Source organism: Streptomyces sp. RLA131, assembly GCF_056270125.1.
This window is the reverse complement of record NZ_JBWDOQ010000002.1, coordinates 4,611,437-4,636,585: the sequence shown is the minus strand read 5'-3', so window position 1 is coordinate 4,636,585 and position 25,149 is coordinate 4,611,437. Positions and strand designations below refer to the sequence as shown.

18 protein-coding genes and 2 pseudogenes are annotated in these 25,149 nt (G+C 71.1%); 9 read left to right on the top strand and 11 right to left on the bottom strand.

Annotated elements, in window-relative coordinates; genetic code table 11:
* Positions 1–237: 237 nt before the first annotated feature.
* From RWE79_RS21970 to RWE79_RS21955, 4 genes and pseudogenes are all read right to left on the bottom strand, one after another.
* A complete protein-coding gene (locus RWE79_RS21970) occupies positions 238–612 on the bottom strand; it encodes a hypothetical protein (protein WP_475941774.1) in 375 nt (124 codons plus the stop codon).
* Between the two features lie 170 nt (positions 613–782).
* Complete coding sequence (locus RWE79_RS21965) at positions 783–1,373, bottom strand: LuxR C-terminal-related transcriptional regulator (protein WP_475941773.1); 591 nt, start codon at positions 1,371–1,373, stop codon at positions 783–785.
* A 1,691-nt stretch (positions 1,374–3,064) separates the two neighbouring features.
* Complete coding sequence (ltrA, locus tag RWE79_RS21960; RefSeq protein WP_475941772.1) at positions 3,065–4,309, bottom strand: group II intron reverse transcriptase/maturase; 1,245 nt, start codon at positions 4,307–4,309, stop codon at positions 3,065–3,067.
* Between the two features lie 784 nt (positions 4,310–5,093).
* Positions 5,094–5,863, bottom strand: a pseudogene (locus tag RWE79_RS21955) (IclR family transcriptional regulator).
* A gap of 76 nt (positions 5,864–5,939) precedes the next feature.
* Here RWE79_RS21955 and RWE79_RS21950 point away from each other — a divergent pair.
* From RWE79_RS21950 to RWE79_RS21940, 3 genes and pseudogenes are all read left to right on the top strand, one after another.
* Positions 5,940–6,914 carry an amidohydrolase family protein gene (locus tag RWE79_RS21950; RefSeq protein ID WP_475941771.1) on the top strand — a complete coding sequence of 325 codons (975 nt, stop codon included), beginning with the start codon at positions 5,940–5,942 and terminating at the stop codon, positions 6,912–6,914.
* Between the two features lie 582 nt (positions 6,915–7,496).
* On the top strand, positions 7,497–9,512 hold the full coding sequence (locus RWE79_RS21945; protein WP_475945994.1) for a SpoIIE family protein phosphatase: 2,016 nt from the start codon (positions 7,497–7,499) through the stop codon (positions 9,510–9,512).
* Positions 9,513–10,156: 644 nt separating this feature from the next.
* Positions 10,157–10,525: pseudogene (locus RWE79_RS21940) on the top strand (transposase); the annotation flags it as partial.
* Positions 10,526–10,728: 203 nt separating this feature from the next.
* Here the strand turns inward: RWE79_RS21940 and RWE79_RS21935 are convergent.
* A complete protein-coding gene (locus RWE79_RS21935) occupies positions 10,729–11,490 on the bottom strand; it encodes a phosphoglyceromutase (protein WP_475941770.1) in 762 nt (253 codons plus the stop codon).
* A gap of 109 nt (positions 11,491–11,599) precedes the next feature.
* On the opposite strand from RWE79_RS21935, the gene RWE79_RS21930 reads away from it, so the two are divergent.
* Positions 11,600–12,889, top strand: a complete 1,290-nt coding sequence (locus tag RWE79_RS21930) for an MDR family MFS transporter (protein ID WP_475941769.1) — start codon at positions 11,600–11,602, stop codon at positions 12,887–12,889.
* On the opposite strand, the gene RWE79_RS21925 is transcribed toward RWE79_RS21930, so the two are convergent.
* The 3 genes from RWE79_RS21925 to RWE79_RS21915 all read right to left on the bottom strand — a co-directional run bounded on the left by RWE79_RS21925 (position 12,830) and on the right by RWE79_RS21915 (position 16,924).
* Positions 12,830–13,339: a type III secretion system chaperone family protein gene (locus tag RWE79_RS21925; RefSeq protein WP_475941768.1), complete on the bottom strand. Its 510-nt coding sequence runs from the start codon at positions 13,337–13,339 to the stop codon at positions 12,830–12,832. The genes RWE79_RS21930 and RWE79_RS21925 overlap by 60 nt on opposite strands.
* A complete protein-coding gene (mshA, locus tag RWE79_RS21920) occupies positions 13,332–14,666 on the bottom strand; it encodes a D-inositol-3-phosphate glycosyltransferase (RefSeq protein ID WP_475945992.1) in 1,335 nt (444 codons plus the stop codon). The genes RWE79_RS21925 and mshA overlap by 8 nt, the downstream gene beginning before the upstream one ends.
* Before the next feature lie 179 nt (positions 14,667–14,845).
* On the bottom strand, positions 14,846–16,924 hold the full coding sequence (locus tag RWE79_RS21915) for an asparagine synthase-related protein (protein ID WP_475941767.1): 2,079 nt from the start codon (positions 16,922–16,924) through the stop codon (positions 14,846–14,848).
* A 671-nt stretch (positions 16,925–17,595) separates the two neighbouring features.
* On the opposite strand from RWE79_RS21915, the gene RWE79_RS21910 reads away from it, so the two are divergent.
* The 4 genes from RWE79_RS21910 (at position 17,596) to RWE79_RS21895 (ending at position 23,207) form a co-directional block, all read left to right on the top strand.
* The gene (locus RWE79_RS21910) at positions 17,596–19,020 is read left to right on the top strand and encodes an MFS transporter (protein WP_475941766.1); all 1,425 of its coding nucleotides are present in this window, start codon (positions 17,596–17,598) and stop codon (positions 19,018–19,020) included.
* A 247-nt stretch (positions 19,021–19,267) separates the two neighbouring features.
* Positions 19,268–20,542 carry an L-2-hydroxyglutarate oxidase gene (lhgO, locus tag RWE79_RS21905; RefSeq protein ID WP_475941765.1) on the top strand — a complete coding sequence of 425 codons (1,275 nt, stop codon included), beginning with the start codon at positions 19,268–19,270 and terminating at the stop codon, positions 20,540–20,542.
* A 466-nt stretch (positions 20,543–21,008) separates the two neighbouring features.
* Complete coding sequence (gene trmB / locus RWE79_RS21900; protein ID WP_475941764.1) at positions 21,009–21,770, top strand: tRNA (guanosine(46)-N7)-methyltransferase TrmB; 762 nt, start codon at positions 21,009–21,011, stop codon at positions 21,768–21,770.
* A gap of 9 nt (positions 21,771–21,779) precedes the next feature.
* Positions 21,780–23,207, top strand: coding sequence for a PrsW family intramembrane metalloprotease (locus RWE79_RS21895; protein ID WP_475941763.1), 1,428 nt, complete (start codon positions 21,780–21,782; stop codon positions 23,205–23,207).
* Between the two features lie 21 nt (positions 23,208–23,228).
* Here RWE79_RS21895 and RWE79_RS21890 read toward each other — a convergent pair whose 3' ends face one another.
* Together RWE79_RS21890 and RWE79_RS21885 are read right to left on the bottom strand one after the other, a co-directional pair.
* Positions 23,229–23,447 carry a DUF2277 domain-containing protein gene (locus RWE79_RS21890; protein ID WP_475941762.1) on the bottom strand — a complete coding sequence of 73 codons (219 nt, stop codon included), beginning with the start codon at positions 23,445–23,447 and terminating at the stop codon, positions 23,229–23,231.
* A 57-nt stretch (positions 23,448–23,504) separates the two neighbouring features.
* Positions 23,505–23,888: a hypothetical protein gene (locus RWE79_RS21885; protein ID WP_475941761.1), complete on the bottom strand. Its 384-nt coding sequence runs from the start codon at positions 23,886–23,888 to the stop codon at positions 23,505–23,507.
* Between the two features lie 156 nt (positions 23,889–24,044).
* On the opposite strand from RWE79_RS21885, the gene RWE79_RS21880 reads away from it, so the two are divergent.
* Positions 24,045–24,314, top strand: a complete 270-nt coding sequence (locus tag RWE79_RS21880; RefSeq protein WP_475941760.1) for a DUF1905 domain-containing protein — start codon at positions 24,045–24,047, stop codon at positions 24,312–24,314.
* Positions 24,315–24,358: 44 nt separating this feature from the next.
* Here the strand turns inward: RWE79_RS21880 and RWE79_RS21875 are convergent, their stop codons facing one another.
* Positions 24,359–25,003, bottom strand: coding sequence for an HAD family hydrolase (locus tag RWE79_RS21875; protein ID WP_475941759.1), 645 nt, complete (start codon positions 25,001–25,003; stop codon positions 24,359–24,361).
* Positions 25,004–25,149 lie beyond the last annotated feature (146 nt).

The window sequence follows — 25,149 nt, the reverse complement described above, 5'->3', positions numbered from 1 at the left end:
TCGGAGCGTGCGGCTGCGGTTCGGGCTGCGGGTGCGGCTGCCAGGCCGGCGGGGCCTGCCGCTGCGGAAGCTGCAGCTGCTGACCACACCTCTGCGCGACCATCGCTCAGCAGGCAGAGGCAGCGGCCCGCCCGGAACCCTCCGGACGGGCCGCTTCCGTACTGCGCCGCTACTGGGCCACTACCGGGCCGCTACGGGGCCGGTGGTCTCGCCGGTCCGAACCGCGTGCGATGGCGGTCACGGCTCAAGGTTCACCGTCAGAGTCGTCCCGGCTCCGGCCGGCCGCCTGAGCGTGAACGGCACCTTGTAGGAATCGGTTTCGCAGATCACGGTGGCCGTGGCCTTCTGGCTCTTGACGGGCACGTTCTTGAGCGTGATCGAGTACTTGCCGGCGTCCTCCACGTCCGTACCCCTGTCGGTACGCGTTTCCCGGTTGGTCGTTATGCTCACCGAGACGGCGCCGGAGCCGTCCGGGCAGTCATCGACGGATCCTGTGACGACGACCCTCTTGCTGTTGGGGTCGGCTCCCGCCTGGCTCGCTGCCGCGAGCGAGGCGACGGCTGTCAGTGGGAGCACCGCTGCGACGGCGAGAGTTGCAACGCGATTGCGCATGACTTCTCCTTGCTGCCAACGGCTGCGAAACAGATGCAGACGAATTCCCCCGTGTGACATCACCGTGGTGGGGTGACGAGGCTTCCTCTACCAAGGTCCGACTTCGGCCTGTGTGAATCAAGGGGAACAATTACCCACGAGTAGCGGGGTAGGACTACCCCGGCGCGGCTCTACGCCGGGTCGGTGAGGCCGTTCTCGATCGCGAGCCGGGTGAGGTCGGGCCTGCGCCGGGAACCGGTCTTCTCGCCGATCCGGTCGAGGTGCGAATGGACGGTGTGCTTGCTGATGCGCAGCTGGGAGGCGATTTCCTGGTCCGTCGCGCCGTTGGCGAGAAGCCCCAGGATCTCCTGCTCGCGGTCCGTGAAGTGCGGGGACCGTCTGAGCAGATGGCTGGCGGGCGCGGACACATAACTGCGGCCCGCGCCCACGACCCGGATCGCCGTCAGCAGTTCGTGCCCCTCGGCCTGCCGGCTCAGATAGCCACTGGCGCCCGCCTGGATCACCTGAACGGCGTCGATCTGCGGAGACGACGACACGACGATGACGGCATGTCCGCGCTCCCGCAGGCACACCACTGCCGCGACGAGCTTCGTCGGTGACTGCTGCAGGTCCATCAGGATCACTTGCGCGCCACGCAGGCCGTCGTCCGCGCCCTCGATCGACGGCGTGGTGACGACCAGGTGGAGGTCGGGAGCGGTACCGACCAGCTGGGAGAGGCCGTGCCGGTAGAGAGGGCAGTCCCCGATGACTCCGACGCGCATGGCTCCGGTGTTCACGGCCGACGACCGCCGCCTCGCGGCGCGCGGAGCCGGGCACGTCCCGCCGGTCCGGGCATGGCCGTGGCTGCGGCCTCGGCGCGACCGTTCATGGATCTCTCCGATCTCGCGCGGGCATCCTGCCCCCAGCCTCATCGGGACCGGGGAGTCCAGCGCGCCGGAATAGCCCGTCCGGGGCCACACGGCCACTGACAGCACAGCCGGTCCGGGAGTCGGGCGCTTCGGCCGCGGGATCCGCCCGCACTGAGGGCCCGCAGTGGCCCAGGTCATGACGATGCCCCCGACCGCGCCACAAGCGCGGGTCGGGGGCATGATCACGGAACCTACTTCTTCTTGCCCTGGGTCTTGCCCAAGAAGTTGGCGACCTGCGTATTCGCTGGTCCGAGCGGTGCCTCGCTGCGCCTGCGTAGGTGTCATTGGTCGTCGTTGGCCACTGTTGAGCAACCTCGTACGGCCCAGAGACGGCCCAGGACGCCAGGCCATCCACCGCACCGCACCTTCTGATCCGCTGACCCGACCGCGCCCTGGCGGGCGCACGCAACCAGCGGTTCACCCGCTGAGTTGACGACGTGACGCTGATCCAGAGGGGCGGTGCGAGGCGGGCGAGTGTGGGGGCGGCTCGCCCCGGCGTGACGTGCTGCTCTACGCGAGGACGACGAGACCGCCCGCTGATCCGTGGAGGCCCGCGACGGCGCCGTCGAGGGCAAGTGCCGCTGGTGGGATCTGGCATGCGAGCCCGACGCCACGCGCCTCGTTGTGATCTGATGGCGGACCCCATACCCGGGTGAGGTGTGGCGCGAGCTGCCGCCCGTGAGCCATCCCAGGGCATCGAAGAGTGTGTGGAAGACGTGGTCCACGTTGAATACCGACGGGTCAAGCCACACGTCTCGCTGCCAAGGTGGGTTGGCCAGGGCCAAAACCACGGTACGACGTGGACACGGTGATTCGCCATGAGTTGGGCGTCTTCGCTCACGGGTCCGAGCCTAGCGACCACAGCTTCAGGAGACGCCGGCGTTTTCGGGAGCACCGCTTTAGGAGCGTGGTGAGGCGAGTTGAGGTCTGACCTGCGGGATGCCGACTCTGGCGCCTGCCGGCTTCCGTCACTGTCAGCAGCCGCAGTTCCCCGTGAGTCCCCGCCCGATCCGGCGCGTTTGTGGCACGCGGAACTTCTGATCCGTAGCTCGATCTGATTGGGTTACTGGGCGGGGCGGTTGCTGCGGTTCCCGTACTTCGCTGCTGTGCAGAGCAGTCGGACCGCCCTGACCGCCCCGGTCATCGTCGCGTGCCGTTGCTGTCAACCAGCGGCGTCAGCTTGGATGGCCGTGTGGAATCTGTCGGCGACTGGCAACCTGTGCTGCGTATCGGTCATATCGGCCTGCATTTGGGCGTAACTTCGACCAATTGGGTGGTTGGTCGTCCCGGTGAGCCAGCACGGAATGCCGATCAAGTAATTCCCTGGCTCTTGCCTGCGTTGGAGAAGTCCTATGCGCACGTGCATGACACCCTGGCTCAGGGGGCGCTGACGTCAGAAGGAGCGCCGCTGTGGGATGAAGTAGTCCGGTGCGCGTTGCTCGAAGGCAGTGAGCATTGGTCGGGTCGCCCGGGGGGATCTCACCCCCGGGCTCCCACAGAACGGAGCGTGACAGTCTCCCGTCACTCCGCTCTTATCACTCTGATCACCAGAAACACGGTGTCCAAGCCCAGTGGGCGAAGAGCCTGGGGTGCCGGCTGGTGATGCGTTGCCAGCACTTGTGGGCTGCTTTGAACGACCGAAATCGCTTGTACTTCTTGCGGATCCAGCGCATCAGGTAGGCGCTGATGCGCCGTAGGAGGGGTAGCAGTTCCGAGCGGTAGAACGCTCCGTAGTACTGCATCCACCCGCGGACGATCGGGTTGATCTTGCGGGCCAGTTCGGCGAAGGTGAGGCCGATCCGCAGGTGGATCCGCCAGGAGCGGACCTCCCCACTGATCTTCTTCAGGGCCTCCTTGCTGATCGCGGGCAGGAAGTTGGTGAAGTTCTTCCCTCTCCTGTTCCGCGCCCTGCGGGCCTGGAACGTGAACCCGAGGAAGGTGAACGACGTGTGCTCGTAGGCACCGCGCCGGTTTCCGTCCTTGCAGTACACGATCTTGGTTTTGTCGGGGTGCAGCCGCAGCCCGACCTCTTCCATCCTGTTCCCGAGCGCCGTCAGGACCTGTTGGGCCTGGCGCTCGCTGACGCAGTGCACGACCGCGTCGTCGGCATACCGTTCGAACTGGACATCCCGGAAGGCCCGGGCCAGCCACAGGTCGAATGCGTAGTGCATGAACAGGTTCGCCAGCACGGGCGAAACGGCAGACCCCTGCGGGGTCCCCCGGTTCCGCTTCTGCAAGGTGCCGTCGGGCAGTTGAAGCGGCGCCTGGAGCCATCGCTTGACATACAAAATCACCCAGACGGCATCGGTGTGAGCCTCCACGGCCTTGACGATGAGGTCCCACCGGACGCTGTCGAAGAATTTCTGAATGTCGAGATCGATCACCCAGTCTTTCCTCCAGCACCGTTCCCGGCAGCGTTCCACCGCATCCAGGGCCGACCGACGTGGCCGGTATCCATAGGAATCCTCGTGGAACGCAGGCTCCACCCGGACTCCGAGGTGCCTGGCCACCACGGTCTGAGCAACGCGATCGGCGACAGTGGGAATACCTAGCATTCTTGTGCCGCGATCATGCTGCTTCGGGATCTCCACCGCTCGCACCGGAGGGGGAAAGTAAGCCCCTGACGACATCCGATTCCAGATCTTGTACAGGTTGCCCCGAAGATCTGATTCAAAGTCAGCAATGGACTGCCCATCCACTCCCGGCGCGCCCTGATTCCTCTTTACCTCCTGGAACGCCTCCCAGACTTCCCACTTCGAAATATCAAACGACTTCTCCGACGACTTCAACTGGTCCCTCGACTCCTCCCGGAGAACCTCCGGTTGGTCAAACTCCCACAGTCACGAGTGACCCGGCCCCTTCGCTCCACCCCCATTACAGGGGCTTCAGCACTACTACGGGCCGGTCCGCCGACATGCCCCGCGACGGTACTCGGATCCTCACGGTGGTCACCGCTTGGAGTGCTCCCTCTCGCGCCCGCACCGGGCTGCAGTGTCGAGGCATGTCTTCCCACGTTCCGTACAAGAGCAGCAGATCAGGCTCACGTCACCTCCATGCCGGACACCGCCTGGCCAATAAACGGGAACCCGCCAGACTCTTCCCGGAGCAAAAGCCATCGCCCCGGTTTTGATGCCACTTGAGTTGGATAACGACACGTCATCAGTGATTCGCTCGCGCTCGTCTTCCTGATCCCCACCTGACACTTCAAAGAGTGCCTTTTCCACATCGCTCACCACGGTCGCGTCACCGCTTCCGCAGCATGTGGCGGTTTGGAGCCTCCCCCCGCAGGGCGGCTCCGAAGGGCCAAATCCTTCATCTCCTGCACAGCATCAATCGCAGCGGCTCTCCTACATTGAGCCCCTCCTCTTGTTCGTGGCACACAGCACTTTCCAACTTAAAGTTGCAGGTCGCGGGGCTGGCGTGGGCCGTGGGTGGGGCACTCGGGCCGATCGAGGCCGTGATCGCTAGCAGGTGATCATCGGTCAGCGGTCGACCCCGGCACGCCGGCGGCCGAAACGGCAATGCCTGCCGTAAAGGTGCGGCATGCCACGCTGCTGCGTCCGCCTGCGGCCTTTACAGCTGTGTGTCCGCACCTTCGAGCGGGATCGCCCGAGGGCCGTCATGCAGGAGCCGGCGGGAAATCGCACGGGCCGTCGCCCGCACGGCCGGGCCGTAGCCCGCATCCGCGAAACGCGTGCTGGGCGCCACGACCGACAACGCCGCCACCACCTTGTCGCCGTCCCGCACCGGCGCGGCCACGGTACTCAGCCGCCACGGATGACTCTGGCGACCGAAGGCGTAGTCACCGCGCCGTACCTCCGCGAGCACACGGCGCAGGTCGGCCGGCGTACGGATGTCGTCATCGCTGTGCCTCCGACGCCGGTGGACGTCAGCGGCAGGCGGCCCCCCACGCGGAAGCGCACGGGACTGGCATCGAGTGCCGAAAGCCGCTCGACGAGCAGCGCCTCCCCCTGGTCGCGCACAGCAAGCAGCACGTGCTGACGGGTGACATGGAAGAGATCTTCCATGAATGGCATGGCCACGGACCGCAGCCCGTGTCCACGCGGTGCCAGGGAAGCGGTCTCCAGCAAACGCAGCCCCACGACGTAGCGGCCGTCGTCGAGCCGTTCCAGTGCACCCACATGGACGAGCGAGCGGGCGAGCCGCAGTGCACTGGTGCGGGGAATGCCGCTCCGCTGTGCGAGTTCGGCGAGGGGGAGCGCACGATGGTCGCTGTCGAACGCGCTGAGCAGGGCGAATGCCCGGTCGATGACCGGTTGCCCCGCAGCGGGCCTGCCTCCGCGTCTGCGTCGGGTGTCGCCGTGACTCGGTGTTTCATTCATCGGAATCACTCATGCCAGCCTACGACCGCTTTCCTACGGTGACACACATACCGAACCGCGAACCCGGGAGATCCGCATGACCTTGGCCGGACTCATCGACGTCCACGCCCACTTCGTCACCGACAGCTACGTCGCCGCGGCCCGATCCGCCGGCATCGAACACCCGGACGGGATGCCTGGCTGGCCCACATGGAGTGTCGAACAGCATCTCGGCATGATGGAGCGCTCGGGGATCGAGAAGTCCTACCTGTCGGTGTCCTCCCCGGGCGTGCACTTCGGGGACGACAGCGCGGCCCGCGCCCTCGCCCGTGAGGTCAACGTCTTCGCCGCCGGGGTGCGCACTGCGCATCCGCGGCGGTTCGGTCACTTCGCTTCCCTGCCTCTGCCCGACGTCGAGGGCTCGCTCACCGAGGCCGCCCATGCACTCGACGTACTCGGTGCCAACGGAGTGGCGGTAAAGACCAATCACCACGGCCTCTACCTCGGCAACCCCGAGTTCGAGCCGCTGTGGGAGGACCTCGACCGCCGCGGCGCCGTCGTCTTCGTCCATCCCACGTCACCGCCCCACGCCGACGACGTCTCCCTGGGCCGACCGCGGCCGATGCTGGAGTTTCTCTTCGACGTCGCCCGCACCGCGAGCGACCTGCTCTTCCGCGGCGTCCTGACCCGGAATCCGCGGATCCGCTGGATCCTGACCCACGGCGGCGGGGCGCTCCCGCTGCTCGCCGACCGCATGGAACTGTTCCGCGCGCTGGGCGGCGGGCCCGTGGACGAACCGAGCGCCGTGGAACAACTCGGCCGCCTCTGGTACGACATGGCCGGGACGCCCTTCCCCCGCCAGATCCCGGCCCTCGCCGCAGCGTTCGGCGTCGAACGCCTCCTGTACGGCAGTGACTACTGCTGGACACCGGACGAGGCAGTGCTCGCTCAGGTCGAGGCCGTCGGTTCCGCGGCGCAGCCGTCCGCCACTGACACCTGGCGGGACCTCACCACCCGCAACGCGCGCCAACTGTTCGCCTTGTGGAAGGCGTCTCGAAGTCACCCGGACTGACGTGCCGATTCATGCTGAGAGCCCAGACCTGCATGCCGGGCGCTGGAAGACTGCACCAGTTTGGAAGACCCCGTACGCAGATGGGGCCTGACCTGCGAACATGCTGACCTGCGGTTGAGCTGAAAGGACTCCGTTTGTCCCCGTGGTTCCCCACAGCTTCCCTCTGTGTCGGGCACGCAGCGGGCACGAGCGTGGGCGGTGAGGCAGGCGCCCCATTCCGCACCCCCGGGTCCCGCCCTTTACCGTGCGGACGACCTCACCGCAGACCAGTTCGGGGCACGAATCATCGGCTTTGATCCGCAGCGTCCGACCCTCTCAACCCACTAGAAGATGCGGGCACAGCCATGTAGCCCTGCCGGAGGGGCGTGCCCCCGACTGCAGTGGGCTGGGAGTCCTGCTGTCCTCCATCGTTGCCGTCAGTGCGGCCTTGCCTGGGGGCTGTGGTCGTCTGGGGGCTGTGGTCGTGAGTGGTGCATTGTCGCCGTCACTCCCATCCTGGAGGGGGAGCCTGCTGACTGAGTGGAGGCGATTTTCGTGACTCAGGGTGACCCGACCAGGCGTTTGAGTGAGGCACAGGTGGCAATGCTCGACGCCCTGTTCACCCAGTCGCCCCTGGGGTTGCGCCTGCTGGACACCGATCTGCGGGTGGTGCAGGTCGACGCGGCCACCAAGCATGGCGTGGCAGGGGAGGACCTCGTCGGGCGCCCCTTCCCCGATTCCGTCCGGGGGCCCGCGGATCCCGAGGAACTCGCCCGGATCGTCCGCAGGGTGCTGGACAGCGGTGTCCCCGTGCAGGGGCACGTCGTGTGGGGACGCCTCCCGGCCGATCCAGGGCGCGAGCGTGCCTACGAGGTCTCTGCAGTCCGTCTGCACGATCCGCGCGGGCAGGTGCTCGGTGTTGCCCTGATGGGCTTCGAAGTCACGGATCGTGAAAAGGCAGGTGCCCGTGTGGGCGTAATCGGTGCGGTGCGCGAGCGGGTGGGCCGGACCCTCGACGTGATGGTGACCTGCCGGGACCTCGCTGACACCCTGGTGCCGGGGTTCGCGGACATCGCGGTCGTGGAGGTGGTGGACTCGATGGCGCGGGGCGATGACCCCCCGCTCGCTCCGCTGCCGGCTAACGTGCCGCTGCGCCGTGTCGCCTTCCGTAGCAGCGCCGACGGCGATCCACCGCAGGCGTATCCGCTGGGGGACGTGCGCAGCCTGCCGGCGCCGACCCCATACTCGCAGGCACTGTCGGATCTGCGCCCTCGGGTGGTCACCCTGCATCCGGGTTTGCCGTGGCTGGAGACCGACCCGGCCCGCGCGGACGCGATCCACGCGTCCGGCGCCCATTCTCTTCTTGCGGGGCCACTGACGCTGCAGGGCACCGTGCTCGGCCTGGTGAGCCTCTACCGCACCGGGAAGTCGGATCCGTACGACGAGGCGGACGTATTGGTCATGCTCGCGGCGGCCGGCCACACGGCCCTGTGCATCGAGAACGCCCGCCGCTACACGCGAGAGCACTCCGTGGCCGCGGCACTGCAACGCGGGCTGCTTCCGCGCCGGCCTGTCTCGCACACCGCTCTGGAAACCGCCTTCATGCGCGCGACAGACGACCGGGGAGGAGGCTGGTACGACACCATCTCCCTGTCCAGCGCCCGCACCGCCCTGGTCGTCGGAAAGGTCAGCGGGGAGGGCATCAACGCCACCGCGACCATGGCACAGCTGCGCCCTGTCATCCGCTCGCTCGCTGCGTCCGGCTTGGAACCCGACGAACTACTTGCCCGGCTGAACGACACCGCCACGCTCCTCGCGGAAGAACGTGCCTGCCTGCCTCCCAGCGACCCGCTGTACCGCGAGGCGCTCACCGTCGGCTGCGTCTACGCCGTCTACGACCCGCTGACGGAGACGTGTACGGTCGCCACGGCCGGTCACCCGGGCCCTGTCATCGCCTACCCCGACGGCACCGTAGCGCTTCCCGACATACCGACGGGGCCACCGCTGGGCGGTGGCGAGGACATCCCGTTCGCCACCTCCGCAGTCAAGATTCCGGAAGGCAGCGTCCTGGCCTTTTCCAGCCCCCCGGTCCCGGTCACGGGCGCCTCCGACGGCTCCGGCCCGCTCCAGTGCGCGCTGGCTCAGCTCGACCGTCCCATCCATGACCTCTGCGACGAGCTCCGGTACACGTATCAAGCCGGGAGTGACTCCGTACTGCTCCTCGCACGCACCCGGCCCTTCCCGGCCGACCGCTTCGCCATCTGGCCACTCGATGACGATCCCACGGCCCCCGCCACCGCCCGCCGCCTCGCCCGCGCCCAACTGAGGGCATGGAACATCGACGAGGACGCGGCCTACAACACCGGACTCATCGTGAGTGAATTGGTCACCAACGCCGTCCGCTACGGAAGTCCGCCCCTGGAAATGCGCCTGATCAACGACCGCACCCTCACCTGTGAGGTCCGCGACACCAGCCCCGCTGCCCCACACCTGCGGCACGCGCGCACCATCGACGAAGGCGGTCGCGGTTTGTTCATCATCGCCCAACTCGCCCAAGTCTGGGGCGCCCGCTACACAGCCGACGGCAAAACCATCTGGACCGAACAGGCACTCCGCTAACGGCGTTGTTCTGCCGGTGGCACGCCCCACGATCACCTCGATCCCCGCTGGCCGCCCGGCCGACCGGCTCGGCGCCGCGGACCGATGCTCGTTCTGGCCGACGGCGTCCTCGCGTTCGCTGCCGCGGCATGTTCGCCGTCATCGGTGCCGTGGTCGCTGCCCTCCTGGTCCCGTTCGTTCTGGTTGGCATCGGCGTCGGGGCCGTAGAGACCGCCCAGCACTCTGCTGTTGTGGCTCTCGCCCCCCACGGACTTGCAAGGCTCCACGCGCGAGAGATCGGCGGAGCGGCTGCTCCGCTCTGCCTGGGTCGAAGGTGGTCGGGATGGGAGCGCACAACGCTCACCACGGATGCGCCGGCACCCGCGAACGGCGCCCCGTCCATCCCGGAGTCTGAGCGCCCCCGCCGGAGGCATGTCTTGTGCCTTCCGTTTCCCTTCGTCCAGGCTTTCTCGCTCTAGTTGCGCGACCGGCGTAGCCGGGGCCCAGAGCGGGGGCGGAGACAGGAGCGCAGGGCCCCGGCGGTGAGCCGGGGAGCGCGCGACGAGCGGAGCGAGGAGCCTTGAACCAGTAGAGAAAGTTGTAACTCAGTCGGTCGCATGGTGCTTGAAGTCATATGCGCAGGACGGAAGTTCAAGGCCTCGCCGGTGTACTCCCGCTTCGTGGCCCTGCGCATCCGCCCTGCCGGACGCGAGGTCCGGCAGGCCACCGACGGCCCGGAGCTGCCGGAGTGCTGGCTGCTGGCCGAATGGCCCGCCGGCGAGCCCGAGCCGGTGCAGTTCTGGCTGTCCGATCTGCCCTCCGGCATGCCCGTGTCCTCACTGGTCCGGCTCGCCAAGCTCCGCTGGCGCATCGAGCACGACTACCGGGAGATGAAGCAGGCCCTGGGTCTGGCCCACTTCGAGGGCCGAACCTGGGGCGGCTGGCACCACCACGTCACCCTTGTCTCTGTCGCGCATGCCTTCTGCACCCTGCAACGACTGGCCCGGGCCCCAAAAGACGCGGCGTCGGCCTGAGCCTCTACCAAGTCATCCGCGAGCTACAGACACTCCTCGCGGTCTGGACCGGCGCCTGCCCCACCTGCCACCGCGACATACCCACACCGATACGAACCTGACCAAGCCCTACTAGGCACCTGACGGCCCAGAGACGGCCCAGCCCCACCAAAAAGCCCCCGCCCTGCCAAGAAGCAGCAGGTCGGGGGCTTACTGACGTCGCGTTACTTCTTCTTGCCCTGGTTCTTGACCGCCTCGATGGCGGCCGCGGCGGCCTCCGGGTCGAGGTAGGTGCCGCCGGGGTTGAGGGGGCGGAAGTCGGCGTCGAGCTCGTAGGCGAGCGGGATGCCGGTGGGGATGTTGAGGCCGGAGATGGCCTCGTCGGAGACGCCGTCCAGGTGCTTGACCAGGCCGCGGAGGCTGTTGCCGTGGGCGGCGACCAGGACGGTGCGGCCGGCGAGCAGGTCGGGCACGATGCCGTCGTACCAGTACGGGAGCATCCGGACGACGACGTCCTTGAGGCACTCGGTGCGCGGGCGCAGCTCCGGGGGGATGGAGGAGTAGCGCGGGTCGTCGCTCTGGGAGAACTCGGTGCCGTCCTCCAGCGGGGGCGGCGGGGTGTCGTAGGAGCGGCGCCAGAGCATGAACTGCTCCTCGCCGAACTCGGCGAGCGTCTGGGCCTTGTCCTTGCCCTGGAGGGCGCCGTAGTGGCGCTCGTTCAGCCGCCAGCTGCGGTGGACCGGGATCCAGTGGCGGTCGGCGGATTCCAGGGCGAGCTGCGCGGTGCGGATCGCGCGCTTCTGGAGGGAGGTGTGGACGACGTCGGGGAGGAGTCCGGCGTCCTTCAGCAGCTCGCCGCCCCGGACCGCCTCCTTCTCGCCCTTCTCGTTGAGGTTGACGTCAACCCAGCCGGTGAAGAGGTTTTTCGCGTTCCACTCGCTCTCGCCGTGGCGGAGGAGGATCAGCTTGTACGGAGCTTCTGCCATGGCAGGAAGTCTAGGAGAAAACCCTTTGGCACCCTTCAGGCCCCCTCGGTAAGCTGCGCAGGCGGTTTGCGGTCATTACGTGGTCATTACGGGCAGAGGGCGGGGCGGCATGGTGGGCTGGGCGGATCCACGGCGGGCCATCCGGGAGGCGGTGTCGGGGCTGCCGGCCGGCTTCTGGTGGCTCTGGACCTCGACGCTGGTCAATCGGGTGGGCAGCTTTGTCATCACCTTCCTGGCCCTGTATCTGACCGTCCAGCGCGGCTACTCCGCCTCGTACGCGGGTCTGGTCGCGTCGCTGTTCGGCCTCGGCGGCATGATCGCCTCGCCGGTGGGCGGGCTGCTGGCGGACCGCTGGGGGCGGCGCCCCACCATGCTCGGCGCGCAGCTGACGGCCGCCGCGTCCACGGCCGCGCTGGGGTTCGCCGACGGGCGGGTGGCCATCGCGGGGCTGGTGTTCACGCTGGGCTTCGCCGTGCAGGCGGCACGGCCGGCGATCCAGGCGATGCTCTCCGACCTGGTGCCGGGCGAGGACCGGCAGCGGGCCTTCTCGCTCAACTACTGGGCGATCAACATCGGCTTCTCGGTCGCCGCGCTGTCGGCCGGTCTGATCGCCGCCCACGGCTTTCTGCTGCTGTTCCTGCTCGACTCGGCGACCACACTGCTCTGCGCCCTGGTGGTCTTCGTCAAGCTGCCCGAGACCCGGCCCGTGCGGACGGTCCGGACCGCTGACGCGGCGGACGCCGCCGACGCTGCCGACGCGGCCGAGAAGAGCGGTGGCGGGATGCGGGAGGCGTTGCGGGACCGGCGCTTCATGATCCTGGTCGTGCTGAACCTCCTCATGGCGGGGATCTTCGCTCAGAGCGACCTCGGCCTGCCCATCGCCATGGGCCAGGACGGTATGAGCAGCACCGACTACGGCGTCGTGATCAGCGCCAACGGCATCCTGATCGTCCTGTTGCAGATCCCGCTCACCCAGCTCGCCAAGGGCCGCGGCCCGGCCCGGCTGCTGGCGCTGGGCGCCGTGCTGTTCGGCGTCGGGTTCGGGCTCACCGCGTTCGCCGGGTCGATCCCGTTCTACGCCCTGGCCGTCTGCGTCTGGACGCTCGGCGAGATCGTCTACATGCCGACCACCTCGGCCGTGGTCGCCAAGCTCTCGCCGCTGCACGCCCGTGGCCGCTACAGCGGCGTCATGGGCCTGTCCTGGTCGGTCGCCAACTTCTCGGGGCCGCTGGTCGGCGGCTTCGTCATCGACCACGCGGGTACGGACGCGCTGTGGGCGCTGAGCGCGCTGGTGGGCGTGGCCGTCGCGCCCGTGTACCTGCTGCTGCTGCGGGAGCGGTCAGGAACCGGGCCGGTCGGCGCGGGTGAGGTGAGCGAAGGCGTCAAGGTTGCGGGTTGACTCACCGCGTGAGGTGCGCCACTCGTACTCCTTGCGGATCGCGGAGGCGAAGCCCAGCTCAAGGAGGGTGTTGAAGCTGCCGTCGGCGTTCTCGACGACGGCGCCGAGCAGGCGGTCCACCTCGTCGGGGGTGACGGCGGCCAGCGGCAGACGGCCCACCAGGTAGACGTCGCCGAGCCGGTCGATGGCGTAACCGACCCCGTACAGGCGGGTGTTGCGCTCAAGGAGCCAGCGGTAGAAGGCCTCGTGGTTCTCGTCGGGGCGGCGCACGACGAAGGCGTTGAGGGAGAGGGTGTGCCTGCCGACCTTGAGGGAGCAGGTGGTGGACAGCTTGCGGGTGCCGGGGAGGGTCACGACGTACGCGCCGTCGTCGGCCGTCTCCCACTTGAGGTCCGCGTCCTTCAGCGTCTGTTCCACGGCCTTGGCCGCGTCACCCATGCCGTCACCCATGCAGCGATCGTAGGCGACGGCGGCGTTCGGCGATCGCCCCTGCGTAGACGTCCGCGGTGGCGGCGGCCGCCGTGGACCAGCCGAAGTCCCGCGCGTGGCGGGCCGCGGCCGCGCCGAGGCGGTCCCCGAGCAGCGGGTCGTCGACGAAGCGCAGCAGGGCGGTCGCGTAGTCGGCCGGATCGTGGCCCGGGATCAGGAAGCCGGTCCGTTCGTCGCGTACGGCGACCGGCAGACCCCCGACCGCGGCCGCGACCACCGGCGTGCCGCAGGCCTGGGCCTCGATCGCGACCAGTCCGAAGGACTCGCTGTACGACGGCATGACCAGCACCGTCGCCGCCCGGTACCAGTCCGCGAGCAGCTCCTGGCCGACCGGCGGCTGGAACCGTACGACGTCCGAGACGCCGAGCCGGGCCGCGAGTTTCTGCAGCCGCTCCGGCTTGGCCAGACCGGTGCCGCTCGGGCCGCCGACCACCGGTACGACCAGACGCTCGCGCAGCGACGGATTGCGGGTGAGGAGGACCGCCACCGCGCGGATCAGGACGTCCGGGGCCTTCAGGGGCTGTATCCGGCCCGCGAAGAGCGGGATCACGGCGTCGGCGGGGAGGCCCAGCCGGGCGCGGGCGGCGGCCCGGCCGTCGGCGGGGGCGAAACGGTCGAGGTTGACCCCGGGGTGGACGACGGCGGCCTTGGCGCGGTCGGCGTCGTAGTGCCGGACCAGCTCGTCCGCCTCCTCAGCGGTGTTGGCGATGAGGCGGTCGGCGGCCCGGACGATCTGCGTCTCGCCTATCACACGGACGGGCGGCTCCGGCGTGTCGCCGTCGGCGAGGGCGGCGTTCTTGACCTTGGCCATCGTGTGCATCGCGTGCACCAGGGGCACGCCCCAGCGTTCGGCGGCCAGCCAGCCGACGTGGCCGGAGAGCCAGTAGTGGGAGTGCACCAGGTCGTAGTGGCCCTGGCGGTGGCTGGCCTCGGCCTGCAGCACGCCGTGCGTGAAGGCGCAGAGCTGCGCCGGCAGGTCCTCCTTGGCCAGCCCCTCGTACGGTCCGGCGTCCACGTGCCGGACCAGCACGCCGGGGGCGAGCTCGACGGTGGGGGGCAGGGCGCCGGTCGTGGCCCGGGTGAAGATCTCGACCTCGATGCCGATGTCGGCCAGCCGCTTGGCCAGCTCGACGATGTAGACGTTCATCCCGCCCGCGTCGCCCGTGCCCGGCTGATGCAGCGGTGACGTGTGCACGCTCAGCATCGCCACCCGCCGGGGCTTGCGGCCCGACCCGATCCGGCGGGTGAGGCGTGCCTGGGCCTTGGCGGCCTGCGCCTTGGCGGCCATGGCGGCGTAGCGGCTCACGTCGCGGGCCCTCCTGTCGTCCGTCTCCCGGGGACACCTTTCTGCCCCGAACCCCTTCAACGGGGGGAATGGTCGGTTCCATTCCCCCGGCGGAGCGGGCGCCCGCGGCCCGGCGGCCGGTTCGTCCTCGATCGCCGAGGGCCTGCGGCGGGCCGGCCGCCTCAGAGGGGGAGGCGGTGGACGCCGCCGGCCACGGCTCGCTGCTCGGGGACCGGGGTGCCGGTCCAGCAGGAGCCGCGGCGGGCGAGGAGGCGGCGGAGCCAGACCTCGGTGGCGACGAGGTCGGTGAGGCCGTCGACGGGCAGGGCCTCACCCCCGGCCGCGGCCCGCAGGGCCTTGCGGACGACGCGGGCCTCGATCAGCCCGGCGTCGGCCAGGAGAGGGGCGTCGAAGAGGTCGACGAGGTCCTCGACGGCCGTACGCAGGCCGGTGCGCACGGCGACCGCGGTGGTGGCCGTGGAGTTGGCGCCCCAGCCGGGGGGCAGATCGCGGATGCCCGCGCCGGCGAGGACGGCCCGCAGTACGGAGGCCCGGGAGCCGGGCTGGACGCGGAGGGCCTCGGGCAGGGCGCGGCAGGCGCGGACCACCTGGTTGTCGAGGAAGGGGGCGTGGAGGCGCTGGCTGCGCACCTCGACGGCCTGCTCGAAGACCCGGTGGTCGGCGGCGTGCCGGGCCAGTGCGGCCCGTGCCCGCCGTTCGCCGGGTCTGCCGACGGTGGTCGGCCGGACCGCCGCGTCGGCCAGGCGAACCGATACTTCTGCGAGGGCCTCGCCGGTGAGCCAGCGCGCGGCGGGGCCGGGCCGGCACCAGGCCAGGGCGGCGAGCGAGGCGGACAGCGGGGTGTCGGGGCCCTCGAAGCGCCGCTCCATGAGCTGGGCCGCCGCTTCCTCCACACCCTGTTGATAACTCGTACGGGCCAGCCGCCGTGCCGCCCGGTAGACGGTGAACGGCACCAGCGCCGACTGCCCGGACAGCCCGTCCGCCCGGGCCAGCGCCATCATCGGGCGCCGCAGATCCCGGCGTCTGCGCTCCATGAGCAGATCGGCCAGGCGTGCCGGGTGGGCGTCGAGCACCTGGCGGGCGCCGTGCCCGACGAAGTGGTCCGCGCCGCCCGCCGCCAGGCGCCGGCGGTGCCGTTCGGCGGTGACCAGCGAGGGACCGGGCTCGTCGGTCAGCGGGCCGGTGTCCACGAGGTCGGCGTACGGCAGGGCTTCCGCGCCGCCCGGGACCACGACATGGTGCAGCCGGGGGTCGGCGGCCATGCTGCGGGCCCGTTCCAGCTCCGCGACCTGCGAGACCCCGCCGGTGGCGAGGTCGTTGAAGGTGACGGCCAGCAGTCGCTGGCCCGACGCCGCGCCGTGCCCGAGCGGTGTCCCGGGCATGCCGGGCAGCCCGGCGGCCAGCAGCGCGAGGGTGGCGGACGCGGCCCCGCCGGACAGGTCGGCGCCCACGCCCGGCGCCGGGTCCTCGCCGGGCTCCGGTACGAAACGGGGCTGGGCGAGCCGGGCGCGTACCGCGTCGACCAGGGCGTCGCGCACCCCGGCGACGGCGGTCTCCTCGTCGGCGGCGGGGGCGCCCACGACGAGCGAGGCGGTGGGTTCGTAGTCCGCGATCTGCGGCACCCCCTCGCGCAGGATCAGCGCGTGTCCGGGCGGGACCCGGCGCACCCCGGCGTACGGCGTACCGTCGCCCAGCGCCTCGGGCGCGTCGGGACAGGCGAGCAGCGCGGCTAGGTGCGTGACGTCGAGGGCGGCCTCGGTGAGGTCGGCGAGCGGGAGCGCGGCGGTCGCGAACGCCGTGCCGCCTCCCCAGCGGGTGTGGAACACCGGCCGGGCGCCCGCGAGATCGCCGAGCACGGTGATCCGGCGGCCGATCTGCAGGACCGCCGTGTAGCTCCCCGGCCAGGCCGTCAGATGCCGCAACGCGCCGCCGCGCGCGGCGAACAGACCCACCCTCAGCTGGCTCTCGGTGGCATGGCAGCGTCCGAGCACGGCGAGCCGGGAGATCTGTGAACCCTGGCCGTCACCGCCGCCGTTGCCGTTACGGGTTCCGCGACTGCCGTTCGCCGTACGGCCGTTGCGCGGGCCCGTCGGCTCGCCCTGCACGATCCGCACCTCGTCGGGGCGCCAATCGCCCACCGCCCACAGCGGATCCGGGTCGCTCCAGAGGATCTGGGCCCCGACCGGCGTCACCGTACGCCCCGCTGCGGCGGCACTGCTCCACCCCACCAACCACCGCATCGCCGCCTCCGCTCCGCCCGTATGAGCAACATGCTGCCACGGAGCGGGGCGCAAAGAGGTGTATGAGGGCAGGGACGAGCGACCGACCGCGCCTGGCGCGCCGCCGGGACCGGGTCGAGTCGCGCTCGGGAGTCGCCCAACTCCCTTGCCGGAAACGCGACTTCGAACAGCGTTACGGACTTGAAACGTCGGTTTCGCGCCAAAATGTTTACGTCCCCGGAAATTTTCTCGGCTGCCCTGTAAAGCCCCCGTAAGGCCCTCGCACGGCACGTCACGGGGGCCCGGGGAGCCGCAGTCCGGGAGGCATGGCTGCGCCTCCCGGACCGGTCCGCCGCCCGCGGGGATTGTGGCGGCGGAGCCCCCTGGCCCGTGTCCTCCCCCCAAAGCCGCTAATGGGGGCCACGGACCAACCCACTCCACCATGGAAGCGCTCCCCTCCCGGCCGGCACAGAGCGCGCGTATGGGCGCACGGCCGCATACGCCGGGAGCACGCGCCACCAGCAGACCCCCGCCCAGGGCAGTAATCCCGCCATCCGGGACGACAGCTCTTAACGGTCGGGATTCGGCGAACTACGCTGGGTGTACCCGAGTTGCCGTACGCCCCGAGTTCTCCACGAGAGAAGGCGGGGCGGCCGTTGCTGCGTCGAGGCGCTGTCCGGCGAGGAGTGCTCATGAACAAGGAACACCGAGGGCCGAATGAGAAACTCGGCACCCTTCTCTCGCTGGCCGGCATCAGCAACGCCGGACTCGCCCGCCGGGTCAACGACCTCGGCGCCCAACGCGGCCTGACGCTGCGGTACGACAAGACCTCCGTCGCGCGCTGGGTCACCAAGGGCATGGTCCCGCAGGGCGCGGCCCCCCATCTCATCGCCGCCGCCATCGGCAGCAAGCTCGGCCGTCCCGTGCCGCTGCACGAGATAGGCCTCGCCGACGCCGATCCGGCCCCCGAGGTCGGCCTCGCGTTCCCGCGCGACGTCGGCGAGGCGGTGAAGTCGGCGACCGACCTGTGGCGGCTCGACCTCGCCGCCGGCCGGCGCGGCGGTCCCGGCGGCAGCAGCGGCATCTGGCAGAGCCTCGCCGGCTCCTTCGCCGTCTCCGCCTACGTCACCCCCGCCTCGCGCTGGCTCATAACCCCCGCCGACGCACGCGTGGCACGCGACGCGCCGGCCCCCGGCATGAACCACGTCGGCCACTCCGACGTCGCCAAGCTCCGCGAGGCCGCCGAGGACGCCCGCCGCTGGGACTCCAAGTACGGCGGCGGCGACTGGCGTTCGGGCATGGTCCCCGAATGCCTCCGGGTGGAGGCCGCCCCGCTGCTGCTCGGCTCGTACAGCGACGACGTCGGCCGCTCGCTGTTCGGCGCCACCGCCGAACTCACCCGCCTCGCCGGGTGGATGGCCTTCGACACCGGCCAGCAGGAAGCCGCCCAGCGCTACTACATCCAGGCGCTCCGGCTGGCCCGGGCCGCCGCCGACGTTCCCCTGGGCGGCTACGTCCTGGCATCGATGTCACTCCAGGCCACCTACCGCGGTTTCGCCGACGAGGGCGTCGACCTCGCCCAGGCCGCGCTGGAGCGCAACCGGGGGCTGGCCACCGCCCGCACCATGTCCTTCTTCCACCTCGTCGAGGCCCGCGCCCACGCCAAGGCCGGCGAGTCCACGGCCGCCGCCGCCGCGATCTCGGCGGCGGAGGGCTGGCTGGAACGTTCCCGCGACGGCGACGCGGACCCGGCATGGCTCGGCTTCTACTCGTACGACCGGCTCGCCGCCGACGCCGCCGAGTGCTACCGCGACCTGCGCATGCCCCGCCAGATGCGCACCTTCACCGAGGCCGCCCTGTCCCGCCCCACCGAGGAGTTCGTCCGCTCCCACGGCCTGCGGCTGGTCGTCTCCGCCGTCGCCGAACTCGAGTCGGGCAACCTCGACGCGGCCTGCGCCGCCGGCACCAAGGCAGTCGAGGTCGCCGGCCGCATCTCCTCGGCCCGTACGAACGAGTACGTACGCGACCTCCTGCACCGGCTGGAGCCCTACGGTCACGAGCCGCGGGTGGCGGAGCTGCGCGAACGGGCCCGGCCGCTGCTGGCCGCGCCGGCGTAGGCCACGGGCGTAGGCGGCGCGGGCGTAGGCGGCGGGCGTAGGCCACAGGCCCGGGCCGTGCGATGAGGTACGCGATGGGGGCCTGCGGCGGGGCGAAGAGCGGGGCGCGCGCGGGGCGCGGCCCCGGAATCCCAGGCGCCGGGGGGCGCGACCCTGTGGTTTCACGCCCCCGGGGCGGGGGAGGAACCCAGCGCCGGGCGCAGGTGTGCCGCGGCGTGCCGTCGTACCCCGCAGCGGGAGGTGCCCCGTGGAGACCGCAGACGTCGTGGTGATCGGCGCCGGCATCATCGGCCTGTCCACGGCCTACGCCCTCACCCGGGCCGCCCCCGGCACCACCGTGACCGTCCTGGACAAGGAAAACGGCCCCGCCCGCCACCAGACGGGCCACAACAGCGGCGTGATCCACAGCGGCATCTACTACCGCCCCGGCTCGCTGAAGGCCCGGTACGCCACGCAGGGCGCCGCCGAGATGGTCGCGTTCTGCACGGCCCACGACATCCCGCACCGCGTCACCGGCAAGCTGATCGTCGCCACGGAGCGCGACGAGCTGCCCCGGCTGCACGCCCTCGTACAGCGCGGCCGGGAGAACGGCATCCCGGTCCGCGAGCTGGGCCCGGCCCAGATCGCGGAGTACGAGCCGCATGTGTACGGCCAGGCGGCGATCCACGTCGGCACGACCGGCATCGTGGACTACCCGGCCGTCGCGGCGGTCTACGCCCGGCTGGCCCGCGACGGCGGCGCCCACATCCGCTACGGCGCCGAGGTCCGGGCGATCCACCGCGCGGGACGGACGGGCCACGCGAGCCACCCGGTCGTCGTGGAGACCACGACCGGCCCGCCCGTCCGGGCCAGGGCCCTGGTCAACTGCGCCGGCCTGCAGAGCGACCGCGTCGCCCGCCTCACCGGGGACGCCCCGGACGTACGGATCATCCCGTTCCGGGGCGAGTACCACGAGCTGGCCCCCGCCCGCCGCGACCTCGTCCGGGGCCTGGTCTACCCGGTGCCGGACCCGGCGTTCCCGTTCCTGGGCGTACATCTGACCCGGGGCATCGACGGCGGCGTCCACGTCGGCCCGAACGCCGTCCCGGCCCTGGCCCGCGAGGGCTACCGGCGCCGCACGCTCAGCCCCCGCGACCTCACCGAGACCCTCGCCTTCCCCGGCACCTGGCGGATCGCCCGCCGCCACTGGCGGTACGAGACCGGCGAGCTGCACCGCTCACTGTCCCGGCGGGCCTTCGCCGCAGCCGTGTCCCGGCTGCTGCCCGGGATCACCCCCGCCGACCTGCGCCCGGCCCCCGCCGGCGTCCGCGCCCAGGCGGTCCTGCGGGACGGCACCCTCGTCGACGACTTCCTCTTCGCCGGCCGCGGCCCCTTCGTCCACGTCCTCAACGCGCCCTCCCCCGCCGCGACCGCCTCGCTGCCCATCGGCCGCGAGGTGGCCCGGCGCGCCCTCCAGGCCCTCCAGGCCACCGGAGCGGCCCGGCCCGGCCCCGTGGCCCCCGCGCGACCGGCGAAGCCGTGACGGCCCGGCCGACGCCGCCCGGCGGCCCGGCCCGGCGGCCCGGTCCGGCCCGTGGCGGCGGGCCCGTGACGGCGGGCCCGTGGCGGCGGGCCCGTGGCAGTGGCCCCGTAGCACTGACCCATGGCGGCAGGCCCGTGACGGCGGGCCCGTGGAACCGGCCCCGTGGCAGTGGCCCCGTCGCAGTGGCCTCGTAGCACTGGCCCATGGCGGCAGGCCCGTGACGGCGGGCCCGTGGCAGTGGCCCCGTGGCGGCGACCCCGTGCGGCGGGCCCGTGCGGCGGGCCCGTGCGGCGGGCCCGTAGCACTGACCCATGGCGGCGGGCCCGTGGGCACCGGGCCGCGGAAGCGCGCCCATGGCACCGGCCCGTGGAAGCGCGCCCATGGGAGCGGATCCGTGGCACCGGGCCCGTAACACCGGGGCCATGGCATCGGACCCGGCGAGCCGGACCCGTAAAATGGCCGCACTATGTCCCGCACCCCCACACCCCGGTTCGCCGGCGGCCCCGCCGCGCACCCGCACCCCGAGGCGCACTCCGAGCGCCGGATCCGCAGTTTCCACCCGCGCAGAGGCCGGGTCACCACCGGCCAGGCGGCCGCGCTGGAGCGGCACTGGGCGGAGTGGGGCGTGGACATCGACGGCCGCCCGCTCGACCTGCCGGAGCTCTTCAAAGGCGCCGACCTGGCCCCCGGCCACCCCGTCGTGCTGGAGATCGGCTTCGGCATGGGTGACGCCACGGCCGCCATGGCCGCCGCCGACCCCCGTACCGGCATCCTGGCCGCCGACGTCCACACGCCGGGGCAGGGCAATCTGATCGCCATCGCGGAAGCCGAGGGCCTGGACAACGTCCGGGTGGCCAACGGCGACGCCGTCATCCTGCTCCGCGACATGCTGGCCCCCGGCTCCCTGGCCGGCCTGCGCGTCTACTTCCCGGACCCCTGGCCCAAGGCACGGCACCACAAGCGCCGCCTCATCCAGCCGGAGTTCGTCGCGCTGGCCGTGTCCCGGCTGCGGCCCGGGGCCACCGTGCACTGCGCGACCGACTGGGAGCCGTACGCCGAGCAGATGCTCGACGTCCTGTCCGCCGACCGGCACCTCACCAACGCGTACCCGCCCGGCAGCGGCTACGCCGAGCCGCGCCCCGCCTTCCGCCCGATGACCAAGTTCGAGCAGCAGGGCCTGGCCAAGGGGCATGCCGTTCACGACCTGATCTTCACCCGCACCGCGTAAGGTCGATGGGTGTCCTCGTCCCTGCACCCGCACACCCCCGACCAGCCGGCCGTCCCCGAGTACCCCTCGCAGCCGCCCGCGCTCCCGCCGGGGCAGGGGCACTACCGGCCCCGCCGCCCCTTCTGGGAGAACAAGACCTTCCGTCTGGTCGGGCTCTTCGCGCTCCTCGCCCTCTGCGGGGTGATCATCCTGGCCCTGGTGCGCCGCCAGACCGGCACCGAGGGCTTCCTCGTCGGCCTGGCCCTGGCGATCCTGCCGGTCCCGCTGCTCGCCTCGGCCTTCCTGTGGCTGGACCGGGTCGAGCCCACCCCCTGGCGCAACGCGCTCTTCGCCTTCGCCTGGGGGGCCTGCGCGGCCACCCTCGTGGCGATCCTCGCCAACGAGTACGCCACCCATCTGCTCGCCACGACCTTCACCGCCACGCCGTCCCAGACCAACACCATGGGCGCGACCTTCGTGGCCCCGCTCGTCGAGGAGTCCGCCAAGGGCTCGGCGATCCTGCTGCTCTTCCTCTTCCGCCGCCGTGACTTCACCGGCATCGTCGACGGCGTCGTCATCGCCGGCCTCACCGCCACCGGCTTCGCCTTCACCGAGAACATCCTCTACCTCGGTTCCGCCTTCGGCGAGGACCAGGCGTACGGCTTCAGCGGCATCGCCTCCACCACCGCCGCGACCTTCTTCGTACGCGTCGTGATGACGCCCTTCGCCCACCCCCTGTTCACCTCGCTCACCGGAATAGGCTTCGCCATCGCAGCCATCAGCCCGCCCGGCAAGGCCCGCCGCTGGCTGGCCCCGCTCGGCGGCTGGCTCCTGGCGATGACCCTGCACGGCACCTGGAACGGCTCCGCGTCGCTGTCCCCGCTCGGCTTCCTCGCCGTCTACGCCATGCTGATGATCCCGCTCTTCGGGCTGCTGGTCTGGCTCGCCATCTGGTCCCGCTCCAACGAACTGCGGACCATCCGCACCCAGCTCCCCGTCTACGCCATGGCCGGTTGGATAGGGCTCCCCGAGCCCGTCGCCCTCGGCTCCATGAAGGCCCGCACCCTCGCCCGCACCCTGGCCCTGCGGGCCGGCGGCGAGACGGCCGCCCGCACCGTGCGCGAGTACGTCTCCTTCGCGACCGCCCTGGCCTTCCTCCGGGCCCGCGCCACCCGTGGCGCCGCCGGCCCCGACTTCGCCGACCGCGAGCACGAACTCCTCCACCACATGTGGCAGCGCAAGGCCGTCGCCCAGCCGGCCCTCACCCAGGCCGCCTTCACCATCCGGCCGCCGTACCCCGCGTACCCGCCGTACCCGGCCCACCTGGCGCATCCCGCGTACCCGGCGTATCCCGGCTACGGCTATCCCCAGCCGTACAGCCACCCGCAGCAGCAACAGCAACAGCCCTATCCGTACGGCGGCCCGCACAACCCCCCGTACGGCGGCCGCCACCGCTAAAGGCTGTCCTGACGCGCCGCCTCAGCCCGCCTTCGCCCCGCGCACCACCAGGTCGTCCAGCAACTCGGCGGTCGCCGCCGCCACCGCCTCCACCGCCCGGTCGAAGGCCTCCTGGTTGTGCGCGGCCGGCGCCCGGAAGCCGGACACCTTGCGCACGTACTGCAACGCCGCGGCGTGGATGTCCTCCTCCCCGACCTCGGTCGTCACCGGCGGGCGCAACGTCTTGATGCTTCGGCACATGCCTCCAGTGTGCCGCGCCCCGCGCGCCCCGCGCTCGCCGCGCCCACCGCGCCCAGGTCACTGCCTCGGCCGCCGGTGCCACCACCACCCGTGCTCCCCGCCGCCCTCGACCAGCCACCCCTCATCGACCACGGTCAGCCGCACGAACACCCCGTCGACCTCACCCAGCGCCTCCCTGAACAGCGCCCCCACCGGCGCGCCCAGCGCCCGTACGTACGCCGGAATCCGGTCCCGCGCTCCCAGTCCCTCCCGGTAGGCCGCCTCCGTACCCCCCTGCCGCGCCTCGATCCGCCGCACCACCGCCTCCCACTCCCCCAGCACCCGCCCCGCCTCCACCCCGGCGCCCATATGCTCCCCACCCCCGTACGGCGCATCGCGCAACGCCCCCAGCGCCGCCTCGTACCCCTCCGTCACCGGGCACTCCACCTGATCATCCGTCATGCCTCGGACACTGGCCCATCGCGCGCCCCGACTCAAGGACCCCGTTCCGGCCGCCGACCGATGAGTTTCCGCGCCCTCCCTCGTCCTGACCGGCAGAACGCCAAGGAACCGGAGGCCCCGGACGAGCGGGCTCGCGCGACCCGGAAGGACGCCCGAATGGACAAGCGATTCACCGCGACTCTGCGCAAGAGCGAGAACAAGGGCGGCTGGACCTACCTCGTCCGGCCCGAGTCGGCCGAGTTCTTCGGCACCCGCGGCCTGGTCAAGATCCGCGGCACCATCGACGGGCACCCGTTCCGCAGCTCCTTCATGGCCCTGGGCGACGGCACGCACAAGCTGCCCGTCAAGGCCGACCTGCGCAAAGCGATCGGCAAGGAGGCCGGGGACACCGTGACGGTCCACCTCCAGGAGCGGCTGGACCACTGAGCCCGCAGCCCACCGCCCCCGCGCCGCCGCCTAACCTCGGCCGATCAGCCCCGCCGCGCGGCCACCCACCCCACCAGCTCCCCCAGCCCCTCCACCCGCACATCCGCGAGCCCCTCCGGGTCGAACGCCCCCACATACCCGTGCACCCCGCGCCGCACCAGCGCCGTCCTCAGGCCCACCCGCTTCGCCGGCACCACGTCGTTGTCCAGCCGATCCCCCACGTAGAGGATCTCCCCCGCCGAGTACGGCACCTCGGCCACCACCCGTTCGAAGAACGCCACATCCGGCTTCTGCACCCCCCACCCCTCGCTGGTCGCGATCAGTTCCACCGGCAACTCACACCGCCGCAGATCCTCCTCCGCCCGCAGCGGCTGGTTCCCCGCGATTCCGACCCACACCCCGAGCCCCCTCAGCCCCTCGACGCACTCCCGCACATCCCCGTACAGATCCTCCGGCCCGAACCAGTCCCCCACCCCCGCCGCCACCCGCTTCCTCTCCTCCTCCCGCATATCGATCCCCGGCCTGAACACCCTGAACGCCTCCCACAACGACTCCCCCCGCGCCACCGTCGCCCCCATCACCGCCGAAAACGTATGCCTCGGCACCCCCAGCCAGTCCGCCCACCCCGCCCAGATCCGGGTCTCGTCCACCAACGTCTCGCCCACGTCGAACACCACGGCACTCACCATGGTCATCACCCTACGAACGCGGCCCTTCCCGGGCAGTGGAGACGGTAAATCCACGCGCGCTACCGAGAATTCACAATCATCGGGCACGCGTTCCACAGCTCGACCCCCGCGACAGATCGAGGCTAACGGCCCGGATTTCACAAGTG

Excerpts from the sequence above, each read along its gene's own strand:
- RWE79_RS21965 (WP_475941773.1), bottom strand. The coding sequence starts at position 1,373 with ATGCGCGTCGGAGTCATCGGGGACTGCCCTCTCTACCGGCACGGCCTC.
- RWE79_RS21890 (WP_475941762.1), bottom strand. The coding sequence starts at position 23,447 with ATGTGCCGAAGCATCAAGACGTTGCGCCCGCCGGTGACGACCGAGGTC.
- RWE79_RS21970 (WP_475941774.1), bottom strand. The coding sequence starts at position 612 with ATGCGCAATCGCGTTGCAACTCTCGCCGTCGCAGCGGTGCTCCCACTG.
- RWE79_RS21950 (WP_475941771.1), top strand. The coding sequence starts at position 5,940 with ATGACCTTGGCCGGACTCATCGACGTCCACGCCCACTTCGTCACCGAC.
- trmB (WP_475941764.1), top strand. The coding sequence starts at position 21,009 with ATGTCCCGCACCCCCACACCCCGGTTCGCCGGCGGCCCCGCCGCGCAC.
- RWE79_RS21910 (WP_475941766.1), top strand. The coding sequence starts at position 17,596 with ATGAACAAGGAACACCGAGGGCCGAATGAGAAACTCGGCACCCTTCTC.
- RWE79_RS21885 (WP_475941761.1), bottom strand. The coding sequence starts at position 23,888 with ATGACGGATGATCAGGTGGAGTGCCCGGTGACGGAGGGGTACGAGGCG.
- RWE79_RS21930 (WP_475941769.1), top strand. The coding sequence starts at position 11,600 with ATGGTGGGCTGGGCGGATCCACGGCGGGCCATCCGGGAGGCGGTGTCG.
- mshA (WP_475945992.1), bottom strand. The coding sequence starts at position 14,666 with ATGGCCGCCAAGGCGCAGGCCGCCAAGGCCCAGGCACGCCTCACCCGC.
- RWE79_RS21875 (WP_475941759.1), bottom strand. The coding sequence starts at position 25,003 with ATGGTGAGTGCCGTGGTGTTCGACGTGGGCGAGACGTTGGTGGACGAG.
- RWE79_RS21880 (WP_475941760.1), top strand. The coding sequence starts at position 24,045 with ATGGACAAGCGATTCACCGCGACTCTGCGCAAGAGCGAGAACAAGGGC.
- RWE79_RS21915 (WP_475941767.1), bottom strand. The coding sequence starts at position 16,924 with ATGCGGTGGTTGGTGGGGTGGAGCAGTGCCGCCGCAGCGGGGCGTACG.
- RWE79_RS21925 (WP_475941768.1), bottom strand. The coding sequence starts at position 13,339 with ATGGGTGACGGCATGGGTGACGCGGCCAAGGCCGTGGAACAGACGCTG.
- RWE79_RS21935 (WP_475941770.1), bottom strand. The coding sequence starts at position 11,490 with ATGGCAGAAGCTCCGTACAAGCTGATCCTCCTCCGCCACGGCGAGAGC.
- RWE79_RS21945 (WP_475945994.1), top strand. The coding sequence starts at position 7,497 with ATGCTCGACGCCCTGTTCACCCAGTCGCCCCTGGGGTTGCGCCTGCTG.